The organism is Megasphaera massiliensis (assembly GCF_000455225.1).
In the GTDB taxonomy this organism is placed as follows: domain Bacteria; phylum Bacillota; class Negativicutes; order Veillonellales; family Megasphaeraceae; genus Megasphaera; species Megasphaera massiliensis.
This window is the reverse complement of sequence record NZ_HF954537.1, coordinates 37,093-55,575: the sequence shown is the minus strand read 5'-3', so window position 1 is coordinate 55,575 and position 18,483 is coordinate 37,093. Positions and strand designations below refer to the sequence as shown.

The 18,483-nt window shown below is 54.0% G+C and carries 19 protein-coding genes and 1 other RNA gene; 3 read left to right on the top strand and 17 right to left on the bottom strand.

Annotation, left to right across the window (positions count from 1 at the left end):
• Positions 1-397 precede the first annotated feature (397 nt).
• The 14 genes from TX77_RS03720 to TX77_RS03660 form a co-directional block, all read right to left on the bottom strand.
• A complete protein-coding gene (locus TX77_RS03720) occupies positions 398-625 on the bottom strand; it encodes a DUF3006 domain-containing protein (RefSeq protein WP_230198023.1) in 228 nt (75 codons plus the stop codon).
• Positions 622-1,545: a ComEC/Rec2 family competence protein gene (locus TX77_RS03715; RefSeq protein ID WP_044503497.1), complete on the bottom strand. Its 924-nt coding sequence runs from the start codon at positions 1,543-1,545 to the stop codon at positions 622-624. The genes TX77_RS03720 and TX77_RS03715 overlap by 4 nt, the downstream gene beginning before the upstream one ends.
• A 1-nt stretch (position 1,546) precedes the next feature.
• Positions 1,547-3,199: a bifunctional ADP-dependent NAD(P)H-hydrate dehydratase/NAD(P)H-hydrate epimerase gene (locus TX77_RS03710; RefSeq protein ID WP_044503496.1), complete on the bottom strand. Its 1,653-nt coding sequence runs from the start codon at positions 3,197-3,199 to the stop codon at positions 1,547-1,549.
• Positions 3,200-3,236: 37 nt separating this feature from the next.
• A complete protein-coding gene (acpS, locus tag TX77_RS03705; RefSeq protein ID WP_044503495.1) occupies positions 3,237-3,599 on the bottom strand; it encodes a holo-ACP synthase in 363 nt (120 codons plus the stop codon).
• 52 nt (positions 3,600-3,651) lie between these two features.
• Entirely contained in the window at positions 3,652-3,951 is a 300-nt protein-coding gene (locus tag TX77_RS03700) for a hypothetical protein (protein ID WP_044503494.1), read from the bottom strand.
• Positions 3,952-3,959: 8 nt separating this feature from the next.
• Positions 3,960-5,186, bottom strand: coding sequence for an aspartate kinase (locus tag TX77_RS03695; RefSeq protein WP_044503493.1), 1,227 nt, complete (start codon positions 5,184-5,186; stop codon positions 3,960-3,962).
• 167 nt (positions 5,187-5,353) lie between these two features.
• Positions 5,354-5,701: RNase P RNA component class A (gene rnpB / locus TX77_RS13015), an RNA gene on the bottom strand.
• A 64-nt stretch (positions 5,702-5,765) separates the two neighbouring features.
• Positions 5,766-6,410 (bottom strand): thiamine phosphate synthase, encoded by a 645-nt coding sequence (gene thiE / locus TX77_RS03690; protein WP_044503492.1) that lies wholly within the window; start codon positions 6,408-6,410, stop codon positions 5,766-5,768.
• A 39-nt stretch (positions 6,411-6,449) separates the two neighbouring features.
• On the bottom strand, positions 6,450-7,571 hold the full coding sequence (locus tag TX77_RS03685) for a Nif3-like dinuclear metal center hexameric protein (protein WP_044503491.1): 1,122 nt from the start codon (positions 7,569-7,571) through the stop codon (positions 6,450-6,452).
• On the bottom strand, positions 7,556-8,245 hold the full coding sequence (locus TX77_RS03680) for a tRNA (adenine(22)-N(1))-methyltransferase (protein WP_044503490.1): 690 nt from the start codon (positions 8,243-8,245) through the stop codon (positions 7,556-7,558). Before TX77_RS03680 ends, TX77_RS03685 begins: the two co-directional genes overlap by 16 nt.
• 129 nt (positions 8,246-8,374) lie before the next feature.
• The gene (locus TX77_RS03675) at positions 8,375-8,707 is read right to left on the bottom strand and encodes a hypothetical protein (protein ID WP_044503489.1); all 333 of its coding nucleotides are present in this window, start codon (positions 8,705-8,707) and stop codon (positions 8,375-8,377) included.
• An 82-nt stretch (positions 8,708-8,789) separates the two neighbouring features.
• Positions 8,790-10,331 carry an ArnT family glycosyltransferase gene (locus TX77_RS03670; RefSeq protein WP_081651692.1) on the bottom strand — a complete coding sequence of 514 codons (1,542 nt, stop codon included), beginning with the start codon at positions 10,329-10,331 and terminating at the stop codon, positions 8,790-8,792.
• A gap of 113 nt (positions 10,332-10,444) precedes the next feature.
• A complete protein-coding gene (locus TX77_RS03665; RefSeq protein WP_044503488.1) occupies positions 10,445-11,131 on the bottom strand; it encodes a response regulator transcription factor in 687 nt (228 codons plus the stop codon).
• A 1-nt stretch (position 11,132) separates the two neighbouring features.
• Positions 11,133-12,608 carry a sensor histidine kinase gene (locus tag TX77_RS03660; RefSeq protein WP_044503487.1) on the bottom strand — a complete coding sequence of 492 codons (1,476 nt, stop codon included), beginning with the start codon at positions 12,606-12,608 and terminating at the stop codon, positions 11,133-11,135.
• 169 nt (positions 12,609-12,777) lie between these two features.
• Between TX77_RS03660 and TX77_RS03655 the strand changes: the two genes are divergently transcribed.
• Positions 12,778-14,340 (top strand): nitrite/sulfite reductase, encoded by a 1,563-nt coding sequence (locus TX77_RS03655; RefSeq protein ID WP_044503486.1) that lies wholly within the window; start codon positions 12,778-12,780, stop codon positions 14,338-14,340.
• 125 nt (positions 14,341-14,465) lie between these two features.
• Here the strand turns inward: TX77_RS03655 and TX77_RS03650 are convergent, their stop codons facing one another.
• Positions 14,466-15,395 carry an NAD(P)/FAD-dependent oxidoreductase gene (locus tag TX77_RS03650; protein WP_230198022.1) on the bottom strand — a complete coding sequence of 310 codons (930 nt, stop codon included), beginning with the start codon at positions 15,393-15,395 and terminating at the stop codon, positions 14,466-14,468.
• Between the two features lie 24 nt (positions 15,396-15,419).
• Positions 15,420-15,737 carry a thioredoxin gene (gene trxA / locus TX77_RS03645; RefSeq protein WP_044503484.1) on the bottom strand — a complete coding sequence of 106 codons (318 nt, stop codon included), beginning with the start codon at positions 15,735-15,737 and terminating at the stop codon, positions 15,420-15,422.
• Positions 15,738-15,873: 136 nt separating this feature from the next.
• On the opposite strand from trxA, the gene TX77_RS03640 reads away from it, so the two are divergent.
• Positions 15,874-16,206 (top strand): winged helix-turn-helix transcriptional regulator, encoded by a 333-nt coding sequence (locus TX77_RS03640; protein WP_044503483.1) that lies wholly within the window; start codon positions 15,874-15,876, stop codon positions 16,204-16,206.
• A 64-nt stretch (positions 16,207-16,270) separates the two neighbouring features.
• Here the strand turns inward: TX77_RS03640 and TX77_RS03635 are convergent, their stop codons facing one another.
• A complete protein-coding gene (locus TX77_RS03635; protein ID WP_044503482.1) occupies positions 16,271-17,620 on the bottom strand; it encodes an MATE family efflux transporter in 1,350 nt (449 codons plus the stop codon).
• 192 nt (positions 17,621-17,812) lie between these two features.
• Between TX77_RS03635 and TX77_RS03630 the strand changes: the two genes are divergently transcribed.
• Positions 17,813-18,289: a hypothetical protein gene (locus TX77_RS03630; protein WP_044503481.1), complete on the top strand. Its 477-nt coding sequence runs from the start codon at positions 17,813-17,815 to the stop codon at positions 18,287-18,289.
• Positions 18,290-18,483 lie beyond the last annotated feature (194 nt).

Genomic DNA, 18,483 nt, shown 5'->3' with positions numbered 1-18,483 from the left:
TCGGCTCTATCGGGCGAGTGCTGCCTGCCTGCGCACCACACTCACTGTAATTATTATACATTTTAGTTTTTACCCTGTCAAAGTAACGTCTTTCGTGAAAAATTTCTTTATTTTTAAACATTGGCTCTATTAAGCCATTTTATTTTGTGAATTTACTAACTTTTTACGATTTACAGCTTAGTAATTTTACATATCCATTCATTTTATGTTTATTTATTCATTTTATGCCATATTTGTCAATTTTGTATGCATAGTAAGAAAGTATTTCATTTTTTACAATTTCATTTCGTTTTAATCGGATGCACCGCATCATTCAGCGGCTAACATATCCGCCTCTCCCATAACAGAAAAAAACGCCCGTTGAGAAGGTATGTCGCTTCTCAACAGGCGTTCTCGACTATGGATTTTGCTGCAGACTGCTGCGGAGCTCGGCGATTTCGTCGGCTAACTTCTGTTCCTCCGCTTCATTGCGCTCGATGGTCAGAGTAAAGACCATGCCTTCATCGGCCCCTTCGGGCAGGAGTTCGACGGGAAATTGGAGTTCATGCTCATCATCATTCAAGAGGATATAGGCTGTCTGTTCCGTAATGCGGTCGATGCTGCCGATGAGTTCTTTTTTCATCATTCATGCTCCTTTTCAATGCTGTACGACGAACCGTCGGTCTTGATGGTAATGACGCCGTTGCGGTCCGTTCTGTATACGTCGACATGATATTTCTGAAGGGTCTTCAAGGTCGGTTCATGCGGGAACTTATAGGAATTATTGACGCCGCAGGAAATGGTCGCCGCCTTAGGGGCTACGGCCTTCACGAAGGCATCGGACGACGACGTCTTGCTGCCGTGGTGGCCGACTTTCAGGATATCGGCCTTGATGTCCTCTTTGAGGAGCTGCTGCTCGACTTCCTTTTGGGCGTCGCCGGTGAACAGCATGGAGAACTTGCCGTAGGTCATCTTGCAGACAATGGAATTGTCATTGGTCAAACCGCTTTCCGAGACACCGGTCGTATTCTCCTTGGTGAAAATCGTACCCGGCGAAAGGACCGTAAAGACGACGTCATCGCCAAGGGTCAGGCTGTCCCCTTTCTTCAATACCTTGTAGGGGATCTGCTTGGCCTTGATGTTCTTTAAGTAGTTGCGGTACATGACCGTGTTGGCTACTTGTCCGTTATCGTAGATCTGCTTGATGGGAAAGGCTTTAAATAAGGCTGCCATGCCGCCCATGTGGTCGCCGTGAGGATGTGTGATGATAATGGCGTCGAGTTCTTTTACGTTGCGCTCTTTCAGCTGCTGTACCAAAGAATCGCGGCTGTCGACGTCGCCTGTGTCGATGAGCATATTTTGGCCCTTATACTGGATGAGGGTCGCATCGGCCTGGCCGACGTTCAGGACCGACACCTTCAGGTCTTTATCAGAATCGGTCAGGGACTGGACGGCACTGGCCCCGGAAGAAGCCATGGACGTAAGGCTGTTGGCACAACCGGCGAGGATGAGCATACAGGTCAATAACAGGGTTACAGGAAATAATAAAAATCTTCGTTTCTTCAACTTACTTGCCTCCAATTAAGGGCTGCTGCAAAATAGGCAGGGCCAAATTTTCTTCGAGGTCTCCTAAGACCCCCGGCACGGCATCGGCCGTTTCCATTGGCGTAAAGCCGTAAGGGCCGCGGTCTTTTCGGCAGGCGTCGCCGGCGGCACCGTGGAGATAGACGCCGGCACAGGCGGCACTGCAAAGATCGCTCATGCCCTGATGGGCCGTCATGGCGGCAATCATACCGGTCAGGATATCGCCCATGCCGCCGCAAGCCATGCCGGCATTGCCCGTCGGGTTGACGTAGACGTTGCCCGTCTTGGCCGACACGATGAGGGTCGGTGCCCCTTTGAGGACCAGGTTGACCTTCCAGTCTGCCGCAAAGGCCCGAGCCGTTCCGATAAGGTCCTCTTTGATGTCATCCAGGGACAACCCGCTGAGACGGGAAAATTCGGCTAAGTGGGGCGTCACGATGAGTCCCTGTCCCAGGGAACGGATGAATTCCTTTTCACCGGCCAAGAGGTTCAAGGCGTCGGCATCGAGGACGACGGGGCACGTCGTTCCGGCTAAGACGCGCTTCAAGAATTCCCGCGTCCGATCATCCTTCCCCATGCCGGGACCCATGGCCAATACCGACCAGTTCCGGCTTTCTTCGATGATGGACTCGGCGTCCTCTGCCGTAAAAGAGTCGCCGGTCCCGACACTTTTGACCATGACTTCCGGCTGAACACCGATACAGTAAGGCCCGACCTTACCGGGTACGCGGAGAAAGACTTTCCCGGCACCGCTGCGGACGGCTCCGTGAGCGGCCATGAGGGCTGCTCCTGCCATTTGGCTGCTGCCGGTGACGACGGCGATCGTCCCGTGACTGCCCTTATGGCTGTCGGGGCTGCGGGGCACGACGATTTCGGCGATGTCCGACTGCTGCAGTAAATAGACGGCATCGTCGTTGGCCCCGTATAGGAGCGGCCCGGGCATGCCGATGGAATCGACTTCGATATGGCCGGCGCAGGCCCGTCCGGGATAGAGGGAAAGGCCTCGTTTCAAGACACCGAAGGTGACCGTCATGTCGGCAAAGAGGGGTCCGTCTTCTTCGTCGTCGCCATGGCTGACGACGCCCGTATCGGCATTGACGCCGGTCGGCATGTCGACGGCGATGACCGTCACCGCCCCGACAGCAGAGGCCACGTTGATTTCCGCGACGATGGCTGATACAGGTTGGCGCAGGCTGCCGTGAAAGCCCGTTCCGACCATGGCATCGATGACGATGGACGAGGCGTGGAGCCGTTTTCGCAAGAGCTGCCAATCGGCTTGACTTTCCGGCGCCGAAAGGAGGAGACACGTTTCGTCATCTGCCAGCTCCCGTAAGGTATGCAGATGCTGCCGCGCTTCGTCGCTGTAATCACCGTCATCGCCTAAGATGTAGACATAGGCTCTGGCTCCGGCCACTAAGATATAGCGGGCGATGACGAAGCCGTCACCGCCGTTATTGCCCTTACCGCAAAAGATAACGACGTCTTTGCCGTCCCAGCCTTCGATCCATTTTTCGGCCCGTTCGGCAACGGCCCGACCGGCGTTTTCCATGAGTACCGCCGGTGCTATCGCGTATATTCCGTGCATGGCTTCATAATCCATTTGCCGCATCTGGGCGGCTGTATTTATTTTTTTCATGGCCTGGCTCCCTTCTAAATCCTAAATCGTATCGCCCTTACAGGACGACGAAAGCGACGGCATAGTCCCCGTCATGAGCAATGGACAGGGACGGCGGCTGACAGCTTTTTTCCCGCACGGCTTCGGCATAGAAACCGTAACAGCAAAACTGCGGCGCCCCCCATTCATCGTGAACGACTTCGACGTCGGTCCATTTTCCCCGACGAAAACCCGTTCCCAAGGCCTTGAACAAGGCCTCTTTAGCCGCAAAGATGCCGGCCAGGGACTCCATCCGCCACGACCCGCCACGCTGGCAGTAGGCCAGTTCCTGTTCCGTAAAGAATCGATGCAGCGACGTGCCGTGACGCCGCACTAAATCATCCATGCGGCTGATTTGTACCATATCCGTTCCGCAGCGCATAATTCCTCCAAAAAAAGAGCCGCAATCCCCTCAGGAACTGCGGCAACGTTAACTACCACTTCTGCATTCGGATACAGACCCCCAGCCCTTCCAGCAAGACTCGAAAGGTCGTAAAGGACACGGTCATATCATCGTGAAGGCCGTGGGCTACTTTATAAGAAATCGTAACAGTTTGATGCTGGTAATCGTACCGAAAGCCATGTAAATTCGTTTCAAAGGTATATTTCGGTGCCGGAATGGAAAACTTCGGCGGCTTCTCGACTTCCAGCCCGTGAATGAGCCGCTCCAAGGTCACTCGCTTGGGCAGTTCAGACTGCAGCATTTCTTCGGTAAAGCTATCCAATACAGACATGGATCCCCCTAGTCTTCTTCGTCGAAGAAGTGCTGATGAATGGCTTTGACCGCCGAATCGACGACTTCTTCCGCAATGAGGCAGGTAATACTGATTTCCGACGTAGAAATAATTTCGATGTTGATGTCATTGTCGCTGAGGACGCCGAACATGCCGGCAGCAATGCCCGGGTGACCGGCCATACCGGCGCCGACGACGGAAACCTTAGCCATCTTGTCGTCGATGATGATGTCTTCAACCGGCATTTCCGTGCGCAGGGCATGGAAGACCGATTCGGCTTCTTCCAAATCCGTGCGGGCAATGGTAAAGGTAATATCCGTAACGCCTTCGTTGGCATAGCGGACGCTCTGAACGATCATGTCGACGTCGACGTTCTTTTCTGCCAATTCAGAAAAGACGCGATAAGCAAACCCCGGTTTATTGGGAATCCCGAGAACGGTGATTTTAGCAACATTTTTATCCGAAGCGACGCCGCGGATGAGATATTGTTTGACTTCCATAGAGCAATCCTCCTGTATCATAGTTCCTTCATCTTCCGAAAAAGTCGAGCGCACGTAAATGGGAACGCCGAAGCGGCTGCCCATTTCGACGGCCCGGGGCTGCATGACACCGGCGCCGAGTTTCGCCATTTCCAGCATTTCGCCGTATGTGATCTGATCGATTTTTCTAGCATTGGGAACGACACGGGGATCGGACGTGTATACGCCGTCAACGTCGGTATAGATTTCACAAACATCAGCGTGGATAGCGCCGGCAATGGCGACGGCTGTCGTATCGGAACCGCCTCGGCCGAGGGTTGTGATGTCACCATGACCGGTAATGCCCTGGAAACCGGCAACGACGACGATATTATCTTGTTCCAGTGCCTTCATGATACGGGCCGGCTTCAAAGCCAGAATACGGCCCTTGTTGAAAGCATCGCTGGTCTTGATGCCTGCCTGAGCCCCCGTAAAGGAGACGGCCTTCTGACCGGCTTCTTGGAAGGCCATGGCCATGAGGGCGATCGAAACCTGTTCGCCCGTCGTCAGGAGCATATCCATTTCACGGCCGTAAGCCTTAGAGGTAATCTGCTTTGCTAAGGCTACTAAATCATCCGTCGTATCCCCCATGGCAGAGACGACGATGACGATTTTGTCTTCAGGCTTTTTCCCTTTCAAGACCCGTTGCACAATAGCACGCATTTTGTCCGGCGTAGCGACAGAGCTGCCGCCAAACTTCTTAACGATTAATGCCAACTTAAATCCCTCGCTTTTGTTTGTTTAAGTATTCCTTGCCGTGGTAATTCATTCTTATGGTTGAGGCCCATAAAAACCACTTATTGCAATAATATCATGGACGGCCATAAATGTAAAGGGACTGCCGCATGCTGTCATGTCACGCAACAGTCCCTTGTATTCCTATAATGATGAGTAATCAGTAAGCCGAGTTTTGTACTGCTTGCGCAGCAGCAATCATCTATCTAGACATACTGTTGCCAGCATGTTCAAGCGACACAACCCGGAAGATCAGCGGGCCGCTTCATCCCTTCCCTATTCGGTCTTGCTCCAGATGGGGTTTACCTAGCCGGCACATTACTGTACCGCTGGTGCGCTCTTACCGCACCGTTCCACCCTTACCACTTGCGTGGCGGTACACATTTCTGTGGCACTGTCCCTAAAGTCACCTTCGCCGGCCGTTAGCCGGCATCCTGCCCTGCGGAGCTCGGACTTTCCTCTAATGCCGAAGCACTAGCGATTGCCTTTCATACTCAACGTCTTATAGAATATCATATTTTCCGATTGCCGTCAATGACCACCGTCGGCCTTGTTATGCCGTTACTGCAAGATACGGCGGATGTCGGCGACAGCCTTGGTCATGTCTTCCTTGCCGACGATGGCTGAAATCATGGCAAAGGAACGGAAGCCTTCATCATAGATACTGCGGATATTGTCCAGGCTGATGCCGCCGATGGTGACGACGGGCAGGCTGAACTTCAAGGCAAAGGCCTTGGCTTCGCCGCTTACGACGTCATCGGCATCGGCCTTCGATTGGGTCGGGAACATGGGGCCGAAGCCGACGTAATCGGCACCGTCGGCCAGGGCCTGTTTCATTTCGTCAATGGTATTCGTCGAAACGCCGATAAAGACGTCGGGGCCTGCCAATTGGCGGACGACTTCGACCGGCGCATCGTCTTGTCCGACGTGGATGCCGTCGGCCCCGCAGGCGATGGCAAGATCCGTCGAATCATTCATGATGAAGGTCACGCCTTTTTCATGGCAGAGGTTGGCAATGGCCTTGGCTTCTTCGTATTTAGCACGCCATTTTTTATGCTTTTCCCGATACTGGATGATGGTAACGCCGGCTTCAATCAGCCCCTTGGCGACGTCGATATTGCTCCGGCCCAGGCAAAGTTCTTCATTGCCCATGATGGCATAGACCGGGTCTTCTAATAAATGTTTTACATGGTCTTCTTTAGTCATAGTACAGCTACCTTCCTTATCGGTTCTCCCGAGAACCGTTTAGATTAAATACTGAATCATATCCTGCGACGTCGGGTCGCGCTGACAGTCGATGCCCCACTGCCGTTCTTCTGACGCGGCCTGAAGTCTCCGGCAAAGGTCGTCGACGACAGGCGATTCCGTACCGAAGTGGCCGCCGTCGACGACGACGAGGCCCTGCTTAAAGGCTTCCTGGGCGTCGTGGTATTTGACGTCACCCGTAAGATAGAGGTCGGCACCGGCATTTTTTGCCATCTTGATGAAGCCGGCCCCACCGCCGCCGAGGAGGGCGACGCGGCGAACGGTTACATCCGTATTGCCGGCATAGGACAAGGCGTCGCGGTGGAGGAGGTCCTTTATCTTTTGGAGGACGGCCATGGCCGGTTCCGGCGTCGGCCAATTGCCGACACGGCCCATGGTGAAGGCATGGCCACTATTTTTCAAGGGATAGATGTCGTAGGCCGGTTCTTCATAGGGATGAGCCGCTATCATAGCCTGAAGCACCTTTTTGAGGCCCCTTTCAGGAACGATGGTTTCAATCCGTTCTTCCGCTGCCGTTTCCACTTTTCCGACGGTGCCAATAAAGGGATTCGCCCCTTCATGAGCTTTGAACCGCCCTTCGCCCTTCGTCGTAAAGGAACAGTCACTGTACTTTCCGATATAGCCGGCGCCGCTGTCAGCCAAGGCCTTGCGCAGGGCGTCGCCGTGGCTTTCCGGGACGTAGACGGCGATTTTATAGAGTTTGTCTTCGGAAACGGGCACCAAGCCTTCGATGTCCGTAAGGCCCAATAAAGTAGCCAAGACGTCATTGACGCCGCCGTCGGCGCTGTCGAGATTGGTATGGGCGCTGTAGACGGCGATGTGATGGGCCAGGAGCTTTTGGTACATGGCCCCGTTGTACGTATCGGTCCGCAGCGATTTCAGACCGTCGAAGATGACCGGATGATGGCTGACGATCAATTTCACGCCTTGTTCAATGGCATAGTCGACGGTGTCCATCATGACGTCCAGGGTCACCAAGACCTTATCGACGGTTTCATCGGGATTTCCGATGAGCAGGCCCGGATTGTCCCACGACTCTTTCAGCGATAAGGGCGCCCAGATATTCAATACCTTTACGATTTCACCTACTGTAACTGACATTTCATGTCCCTCCAAAAGGATAAGTCCTTTTCTAATGCTTCAATTTGAACGTGCAGGTCGCGGCGGCTCTTCTTGAGGCCCGCTAAAATGCGCCCCTTCGTCTCCATGAGGATCTCGATCTTGCGGACGAGGAGTCCGTCGCGGCGCTGCCAATTGACGGGCCCCAGTTCATACTGCCAGTCCGGCAAAGCCTCGGCCCTTCCCGGCACGGCCCGCAGCAGCTCGTAGAGGCGGCCGTCGTCGATGACCATTTTTTCGTCTTCGATATGCCAGCCCGCTTCATAGAGAAAGCGCCGCAGGTCGCCGCTGTCGCTTTGAGGCTGGAGGACGACGAACTTCAAGGACTGCCAGAGGTCATAGGACTGGTGCAGGATTTTGATCATCAAGGAACCGCCCATGCCGCAGATGACGGCGCCGTCCGCTTCCCCTGTTTCAACGCAGGTCAGGCCGTCACCGAGGCGGCAGTCGATACGGTCCGAAAGGCCGGCACCGGCCACATGAGCCTTGGCCGCCGCCAGCGGTCCCGGCACGATATCGGCGGCAATGGCCGACGGGCACCACCCCGTTTCACAGGTATGGACCGGAATATAAGCATGGTCGGTCCCGATATCGGCGATGACCGTCCCCTTAGGAATCAGAGACACGGCCGCCTCCAGGCGCGGCGTCAATTGCATAACAAACACATCCTTTATCGTTATATACTATTTTATTATACCCATCGGACCGCCCCTTGACAAGGACGGCCCCCAAAGGTTCCGGGCACAAAAAAAGACTGCCCGATATGGACAGTCTTGGAATCGACCTTATTTCGACAAGGCGACGATCGTTGCGATAGCCGCGACGCCGATGGCGATATTGGCTTTACGGTTGGCCTGGTCGACATCTTTTTTAGGATTTTCTTTTTCTTTCCAATCGTTCTTGTACTTCTTGTCGTTCTTGTATTTCTTGTGATTTTTGTCGTTTTTGTGGTTCTTATCGTTGTGGTTGTCACGATTGCGGTCGTTATCGTGCTGTTCCCACTGCTGATCGTACGGTCTCGGTTCTGCAGCCTGGGCCGTCAGGGCAGCGCCGCTGAAGGTTACCGTCGTAACAGCCAATACTAACGCCATGCGTACTATATTCTGAAACTTTTTCATAGATATCAATCCCTTCATTTAAGATTGACTATAGTATACGCGCCGGCCTTTACAATTCAGTCACAAGGCCATTCCAAGGGGACTACAAATCGCTTTCTTTTTGGTAAACGACCCAGACGCCTTTTTGACCGATCCATTTCCAATGGCCGGGAACTTCCTGCAGGAAGTGGGCTTCCTCGCGGTCATTGACCAGGGCCAGGACCTTGTCGTGGTCGGCCAGGTCTTCGATAGCCATGAAAGGCATGACATTTTTCGCATTCCAGCTGATGTCTCCGGGCAGGAGCTCACGGATTCGTTCCGCTGTGGCTAAGCGGTAAGCCCGATGCCCGGAGTAATACGTCTGGGACACGGAATAGCGGCCGCCGTACATGACGACTGTCGTCTGGTCATCGGCTACGGTGCGGACGATCTGGGAGACGCCGTAAGCCGAAGCCTGCTGGCACTGAGGAATGATGACCAGGTAGGTCACGGCGACGTAAAGGGCCAGGACGATGCCGGCCAGGTTGACGACGAAGCGGTCGTATTTCTTCAAATAGGACGCAAAGCCGATGGCAATGGGAATCATGTACGGGAAGGTGTAGGTCATGTACTTCGTCGCCATGAACTGGTAGGTGACGAAAATCGTGACCGCCCAGACGAGGAGGAACTGAGTCTTCATGGAAAGGGCCGGAAGGCGCACTTTCTTTTCCTTCCAAAGGGCTGCCATTTTCCGGGTAAGGCCGTAGTCGCGCCAAGCCAGAGGCAGGGTAAAGACCCAGGGGATGAAACCGACTAAGAAGATGGCACTGTAATAATACCAGACGTCGTATCGCGGATGTTCCGATACGGTCGCCCGCAGGACGTTGTGGACGCCGATGAACTGGCTGATAAAATCACTGCCGTGCACGAGGTACATGGGGACATACCAAATGGCTGTGATGGCCAAAAAGAGCATTAGCCCGGAAATCATTTTAAGGTGCAGCAAGGCTTTTAAATCGCGGCGCCATAAGAGGAACAGCAGGATAATGAGCCCCGGCTGCAAGAGTCCGATAGGGCCTTTGGTCAAAACGGAGAGACCGGCAAAGGCGTAGGCTGCATAATAAAAGGCCGGCCGTTTTTCACTGTAGGCGATATAAAAGGCCATGAGGCAGGCCGAATAGAAGACGAACAAGGTCATATCGGTGATGATGGCCTTGGACAGGTAGAAATATTCGACCGTCGTCAACAGGATGAGACCCGTGAAAAATCCCGTTTTCTTGTCGTAGAGCCGGGCCGTAAAGGCGTAGGCCAAGAGGATGCCGGCAACGCCGAAGAGAGCCGGAAAGAAGCGGGCCGCAAAATTACTGATACCGAATAATTTAAAGGCGGCAATGAGCTCCCAATAAAAGAAAATCGGTTTATCGTACCAATAATTGCCAAAAATGCGAGGCGAAACATAGTCGCCCGAAGCCAGCATTTCCTTGGCCGTCAAGGCGTAATTCGATTCGACAGGGTCGGTAACGACCAGCAAGTGATTAGCAGCAAAACAAAGGATGGCCGTCATGACGGCGAGGACGACAGCCGGTTGTGACAGGACTCTTTGCCAGAGCCGTTGGACGAGGGAAATCATCCCCGGCGTTTCATGTTTCGTCTGATAAGTCTCCATGGTATCCTTTCCTTTCTATACATCGGTGATGATGGCTACAGTATAGGGAGGAAAGTTAAACAAAGTTTGAACAGACTGACAATAAACCGGGAAGGATCTATAAAAATCGCTTTCTATCCGTGGAAGCGGTAGCCGGCGCCCCAGACCGTTTCAATATAGCGGGGTTTGGCCGTATCTTCTTCGATTTTTTCGCGGATGCGGTTGACGTGGACCGATACCGTCGCCGTTTCGCCCAGGGCTTCACTGCCCCAGACGCGGTCAAAGAGGGTTTCCTTGCTAAAGACGATGCCCGGGTTCTTAGCGAAGAACAAGAGCAGTTCAAATTCCTTATTGGGCAGGCTCACTTCCTGCCCCTTGACGAAGACGCGATGGCCGCTTTCGTCGATTTCAAGGCCGTCAAAACAGAGGGCATGGCGGTGGACTTCGCGGGCCGTCAGCTGTTCATAGCGGGTCAGGTGGGCCTTGACACGGGCCACGAGTTCGTTGGGACTGAAAGGCTTTACGATGTAGTCGTCGGCACCGAGGCCCAGGCCCCGTATCTTGTCGATGTCTTCCTGCCGGGCCGATACGAGGATGATGGGAATATCCTTCGATTCGCGGATCGTGCGGCAGATTTGGAACCCGTCCCGGCCGGGCAGCATGATGTCGAGGATGATGAAGTCATAGGCTTCCTGAAGGGCCTTCTGCTCCCCCGCATCGCCGTCAAACGCCATATCGACGGCAAAGCCGTTGGCTTCCAAGTAGTCCCTTTCCAATTCAGCAATGCCCTTGTCGTCTTCAATGATTAAAATCCGCTTCATCTTATGCCTCTCCTTTCGGGAATCGAATGCAGATGGTGAGCCCCTTCGGTTCTGTATGGCGAGCCCAAATGGTGCCGCCCATGGCAAGGACGATCTGCTGCACCACAGCCAGCCCCAGACCACTGCCCTTCGCCACATTGCTGCGAGCCTTATCGCTGCGATAAAAACTTTCAAAGATTTTCGTCAAATCAGCATCGTCGACGCCGCGGCCGTCATCGGCAACGGTCAAGAGCCAGCCTTGGTCGCCGTCGTCTTTAAGGGACACTTCCACCTGTCCCCTATCCTGATCCTTATATTTCAGACTGTTGCTGAGGATATTTTCAAGGACCCGCTGGAACTGACTCCGGTCCAGACGTGCCTCCGCCTTATCGACGGCGGAGGTGAAACGGACAGAAAGGCCTTGCGATTCATAGAGCGGCCCCTGTTCCCCGACATAGTCGGCCACGTAGGCCCCGATGTCAACCGTCTCCCAATGGAAGGGAATCTGCCCTAAATCGAGCTTCGAAAAGAGGAACAAGGTCTGTACCAACTTTGCCATATGGCGCGACGTGTCCTGGATCATGGTCAAATAATGGTGTCTCTTTTCCGGCGTATTGGCAATGCCGTCGACGATGCCGCTGGCGTAGCCTTCGATTTTCGTAAGGGGCGTCGATAAGTCGTGAGAGATACCGGCCAAGAGTTCCTTGCGGTTCTGATCGTACTTTTCCCGCGTATCCCGAGCCGAACGAAGCTGGAGCCGCATCTGTTCAAAAGACCGGCACGTATCGCCGATTTCATCGCGCGACACGATGGGCACGGGGTGGTCGAGATTCCCCTGACTGATGGCATCGGCCATGTCCCGTAGCCGTTCGACGGGCTCGACAATCTGGCGGGCCATCCACCGCGACAAGGCGATGCCGACGGCAACGGTCAGCAAAATGGCCAAGACCGCCAGGACATAGAAGGCCAGTTTCAAGATTTCTTTGGAAGATAAATCGATGAATTCCGACTCGGGGTACAGGGGCACGGCGCCGGAAACGGCCAGATGGACGTCCGTATGGGGTGAAACGTAATAAAAGCGCAGGCCTTCGCCGGTCCAGGAAAAGCTGGCGTGGCCTCGGAGCTCACCGTCCATCACTTGGTGGCGGAGGTAATCCCCGTCGATACCGGCTGTATCGTAGAGATCTTGTCCGTCCTTCCAAATGGACACATTGAGCCCCTGGTCCTCCAAGTGATCGGCCACCAGCAGCAAAGGCGCCAAATTACCGTCGTAGCGGTCGGAGCGGACGCGAAGGCGGCTCAGCTCGAACTGGATGGCCATATTCTGGCCGCTTTCCGGCCAAACGAAGGAAATGATACTGGTCCGGTTGATGTTGCCGAATTGAAGACCCAGCAGGATGAAGATGCTGACGATACCTGTAAATAAGACGGGAATAAAAATCATAATGAAATTAGAAAACAAAAGCCGTTTGCGCAGCGGCCAGTCGCGTAACTGCATACCCATCACCTGATTTTATGTAAGATTATGTCAATGCCTATATTATAACTATAGGTTAAACAAATTTGAAAGAAAATGCAATTTTTCCGGCAATTCTCTTTTTGCTCCGACCGGTAAAGTCTGTTATAATAAGACAAAAATCCATTGTTTTATAAGGGGTGGTTAAAAAATGACTCAGATTACAGCAGAAACAAAGGAAGAAATACGCAGCCGCTTCCCCCAATTCGTCGAAGCGACCCAGGCTTTTTACGCCAAAGAACTGCCGCCCGGAAAATATAAAGGCATTTCCGGCAAATTCGGCAGCTACGGCGAACGGGGCGCCAACAGCAGCATGCTGCGCCTCCGCTTCTCCGGCGGGGCTATCGACAGCGCTCACATCGCTTTTTTGAAAGAAGCCCTCGACAAATACAATACGGACCTCGTCCATTTCACGACCGGTGAAGCCCTGCAGATCCATCATCTCAACGAACAATCCGTCCTCGACCTCTACCAGGACTGTTTCGAGAACGGCATCTACTGCATCGGCGCCGGCGGCGACAACCCGCGAAATATCACGGCCAGCCCGCTCCACGGCATCGCTCCCGGCGAATATTTCAACATGACGCCTTATATTAAGGCCGCCGCCAACTTCGTCATCAACCTCATTCCCGTCTTCAAACTGCCGCGGAAGTATAAAATCAGCTTCTCCAGCGGCCGCGACAACGAAGGCCATGCCACCTTCAAGGACCTGGGCTTCGTCGCTCGTCCGGACCACACCTTCGACGTCTACGCCGGCGGCGGCTTCGGCGTCAACGGCTCGCGCTTCGGCATTCTCATCGACGAAGGCATCGATCCCATGGACATCCCTTACTACATCTTAGGCTACGGCCGCGACGTCTACATGAAGTACGGCGACTATGAACACCGGGCCAAGAACCGGTCCCGCTTCATCCTCGATCAGCTCGGCGAAGACGCCTTCCGAAAGGCCGTCCGCGACGCTGTCGAAAAAGCCCGCAAAGAAGGGATCCCCGACTTCTCCATCGACGAAGAACCGGCCCTTGCCAAGAGCGGTGCCGACGACACGGTCCTCGCCGACCCCCGTATCCGCAAGCAGAAACAAGAAGGCCTGTACCACGTCGAATACAAGCCTTTAGGCGGTACGCCGAAGTTGTCCGTTTTCAAAGACCTCTTAGGGCTGCTCTCGACGATAGAAGGCGCCGAAATCCGCCTCAATGCCGATGAAACGGCGTATATCATCAACCTTACGGCTGATGAAGCCCGGAAAGTCGCTGCCCTCACAGCGGGTGATACGGCGACGACGGCCTTCGAACACTCGGTCAGCTGCATCGGTGCCACCGTCTGCCAGCAAGGCCTGCGCGACTCTCACGGCATGCTGGCTGAAATCGCAAAAACCTTGAAAGACCGCGGCGTCGACAGCCATTTCCTGCCGAAATGCCACTTCTCGGGCTGTCCGTCGAACTGTGCCGTCCAGCAAACGGCTGCCCTCGGCCTGCGCGGCGCTGCCAAAAAAGTCGGCGACGCCATGGAACCGGCCTTCAACATCTATGCCGGCGGAAGTTACGCCCTCGGAAAAGGCGTCGTCGCCGAACAAATCGGTACGATTACCTCGAAAAACCTGCCGGCTTTCTTCCTGGCCTTGAACGAAACCCTCCTCAAAGCAAACCAGCCTTATGGTGAATGGTATCCGGCCCATCAAGAAGAGCTCCTGGCTTTGATCAACTCCTTCGAATAAAACGAGACGCTCAGAAAGAGGCGTTTCACCAAAGATGCCCTGCAGCCATGACAGCTGCAGGGCATCTTTATCTGCAAAACAAAAAAAGCACGCTGACCCAGTTTCAGTCAACGTGCCCTTCGCTATTAGTGGTTCAAGTAATGGTAAGCTTCCATGGCGGCAATGGCGCCGTCGGCAGCGGCTGTCACGACTTGCCGCAGCGATTTATAGCGGATATCGCCGGCGGCAAAGACGCCGGCGATGTTGGTGTGCATCTGTTCATCGGTCACGATGTAGCCGTCTTTCAGCGTCAGGACGTCGGCAAACATATCCGTCGCCGGTACGATGCCGAGGAAGACGAAGAGGCCCATGAAGCCGTCGTCTGCAGGTGCCTCGATTTTCGTCGTTTCGCCGGTCTTGACGTTGCGCACCGAAAGCCACTGCAGTTTGCCGTCGCCGCCGGCATCGTCGATGACAGAATCCCAGATAAAATCCAGTTTGTCATTGGCAAAGGCCTGTTCCTGCAAAGCCGGGACGGCACGCAGTTCATGGCGGCGATGGACGACGGTGACCTTGCGGGCAAAGCGGGTCAGGAAGATGGCTTCCTGGACGGCACTGTCGCCGCCGCCGGCAACGTAGACATCAAGGCCGCGGAAAAAGCCGGCATCACAAGTGGCACAATAGGAAATGCCATGACCGACCAGCTCAGGTTCACTGGGAATCCCTAACTGACGATGGTTGGCACCGGAGGCGATGATGACCGTACGGCCGCGATACGTATCGGATTTCCCCACCAGTTCCTTGACGTCACCGGAAAGGTTGGCTTCGACGATCGAATCGAGAGCGCGTGTAACGCCAAAGTTCTTCGCCTGCTGAGCCATACGCATAGAAAGAGACATACCGCTCTCCCCTTCCAGCATCTGGCCGGGATAGTTTTCAAGATCTGCCGTGAGCGAAATCTGGCCGCCGTCCTGGCCCTTTTCGATGAGCAGGACCGACTGGTTGTTGCGGCCGGCATAGATGGCTGCCGAAAGACCGGCCGGGCCGGCACCGAGAATCAATACATCATAAATCATGGCGTTCCCTTCTTTCATAACCACTTAGAGGAGTGCGTCGAGTTTTTCTTTCAAAGCATCAGCCGATACGGCACCGATGGCCTGGTCAACGACCTTGCCGTCTTTGATGAAGACGAAGTTCGGAATGCTCATGACCTGGTAATCCTTCGCCAACTGCGGTTCGGCATCGGTGTTGACCTTGCCGATTTTGACCTTGCCGGCATATTCTTCGGCAAAGTTGGCGACGACAGGACCCATCATCTGGCACGGGCCGCACCAATCGGCATAAAAGTCGATCATGACCGGTTCTTTGCTTTCTAAGACTTCTTGCTGAAAATTATCCGATGTGAATTTGTATTCCATGAGGAAGACCACCTTTCTGTAAATGACTTGATTTTTTCTTTTGATACGTATATTATACATGGTATGTAAAACTTATCAAGTACGAAGTTTTTTTGGAGGTAGTACGAAAAAACGGACTACGAAAGGAAAGAATACCATGAACCACGAATCGATCTGTGAAAATATCGCCGGCCAGGGCTGCGGCTTAAAAAAGGTCTTAAATATCATCGGCGGCAAGTGGAAAATCCTCTTGCTCTGCGTCATCGACGACAAGGGCGTCATGCGCTACGGCGAACTGCGCCGCGCCGTCTACGGCATCACCAATACGATGCTGGCCCAATCGCTGAAAGAAATGGAAGAAGACGGCCTCATCGAACGCAAACAGTACCGCGAAATGCCGGTCCGCGTCGAATACTCCCTGACCGAAAAAGCCCACTCCATGATTCCCATCCTGCTGGAATTGAAGCACTGGGGTGAAAAACATCTCTAACCGAAAAGAATCCCGCCTCCCAAGAAAAGGAGACGGGATTTTTTATGTCCGAGGACGACAGGGTCTATTCGATTACGCAGCGCCTTTTATTCTTCATGGAGTGCATGACCCAATAGTAGGAACCGCCCGTAAACAAGGCCGCCATGACCCAGCAAATCGGACTGGCACAGCAAATGCCGAAGTAGCCCCACATCGAAGCCAATACCAAGGCCGACACGCTGCGGCCGCTGAGTTCTAACAGGCTGCTGATCAAAGGCACGCTGGAAATGCCCATTCCCTGAAGGGCATTGCGGTAGACAAAGATTTGGCCCAAAAAAATATAGAACGGGACCGACATCTTTAAATAAAGGAGAGCCTGTTCCATGAGGATATCATCGTGAACGGTCGTGAACAAGGCGATGACGTTGCGGCCGTAAAAGTACATGGCAACAGCCGCTGCCGCGCAGAAGGCCAGGGAGACCAGGGAACATTGGCGGACGCCCATACGGATGCGGTCAAACTTACCGGCGCCGTAGTTCTGCGCCGAATAGACGGCCATGGCAATGCCGAAGGAAATCATGGGCTGCAGGGCCAACTGTTCGATTTTCGTCGCCGATACGAAGCCGGCAATCGTCTCCGGTCCGAAGGTGTTGCAGACCGATTGGAGGATCAAGATCCCCATGGAAATGATGAGGAACTGGACCGCCATGGGAAGGCCCAGGCGCAGGTGCTGCCAGGCAAAGGCCCAATCAAACTTCCAGTCAGAGCGGGTCAGGCGCAGCATGGGAAACCGCTTTTTCATAAAGGCAAAGCACAAGACGGCTGACACGCCCTGGGCGATGACCAAGGCGATGGCCGATCCCGGTACCCCCCAGCCGAAGACGACGATGAACAACAGGGCCAGGGCGATGTTCAAGAGAGACGATACGATGAGAAAATAAAGGGGCGTCCGACTGTCCCCTAAGGCTCTACAAATGCTGGACAAGAGATTGTAGGCCATCATCGCCATGAGTCCCAGAACGATGATGATCATGTAGTGATAGGCATCGTCATAGAGGACACCGGATATGTTCATGACCCGCAGGATAAGGGGCATGGCCAGGCTTACACCGGCCGTAACCATGAGGGTAATGGCAAAGGCCAGCATCGTCGATGTCGCCACAGAACGGCGCAGGCCGTCCATATCCTTGGCGCCGAAGCGCTGGCCGACGATGACCGAAAAACCGGCCGACAGACCGATGGTCACGCCAAAAACGGACATATAGACAGGGGCGACGGCGCCGACAGCCGCTAAGGCATTGACGCCGATCGTCCGGCCGACGATGATGATGTCGGCAATATTATAGAATTGCTGGAAGACGTTGCCGATCAATAAGGGCACGGTAAAGGCCAGGATCAGCCCGATCGGGTTGCCGGAAGTCATACTGCGAACCATGGAATCATCCTCTCTTTGCAGTATACAGAACCTAAAGTGAAATAGCTTTATTATACCACCTTATTCAGGAAAAACAAGGTCTAATTTGGTTTTAACAGGAGAACATCTTCCCTTAATTGTATTCTCAGAGTGGACGTGTACAATAAAGGCAATGACAGCCCGTCACACCATTCAATTCACGGAGGTGTCGTCATGACCCTAAAAGCATTTTCCCCGATCCCCTCCTGGCTGCCGCCTTTTTCGACGGTCCCCCGAGGCCAGTTGATCACCCTCTATGCCTGCAGCGGAAAAGCCCCTTTCGGGACCGTTGCCACCGACGAAGACCAGCTCGTCTGGCAGCCCTCCCCGTCGGGCAAGGCCGTAATCAAGGCCTTAGACCTCATGAAAGAATACAATAAAATCGCCGTCGTCGAAGGCTTTCGCATCATGCCCGACCGCATCCAAATCTTTATTCGCTACCGAAAGTACCACAAACGCCTGCCCGCGTGGTTCATCCGGCGCTTAAAAAATTTTCTGGCCGGTCACATCACCGGCGGGAAGCTCCCGTCGTCGCCGATATGGAAAAAAGGAGCCCATACCCAGTTAGTCTATGGCGATATGGCCCGGCAGGCCGTCGTAGAAAGCCTGCACGATGAGCTCCATCATTGGAAATATAAAGGCTGTCCCTGATGGACCCGGTACGCCAAAACTACGGCTTCATCGCCGCATCCCCATCGCCGGCGGCCACGGAACCAGGCATCCTTCCCTCTTTCTTACGGAAATCATACTTTTATATATCCCGGGCTGTCATTTTTTGAAGGAAGCCTCCGAAGGGCAGGGCCGACCCGTTTCCGGAGATGCAAAAAAGAGTCCGAAAGGCGTTT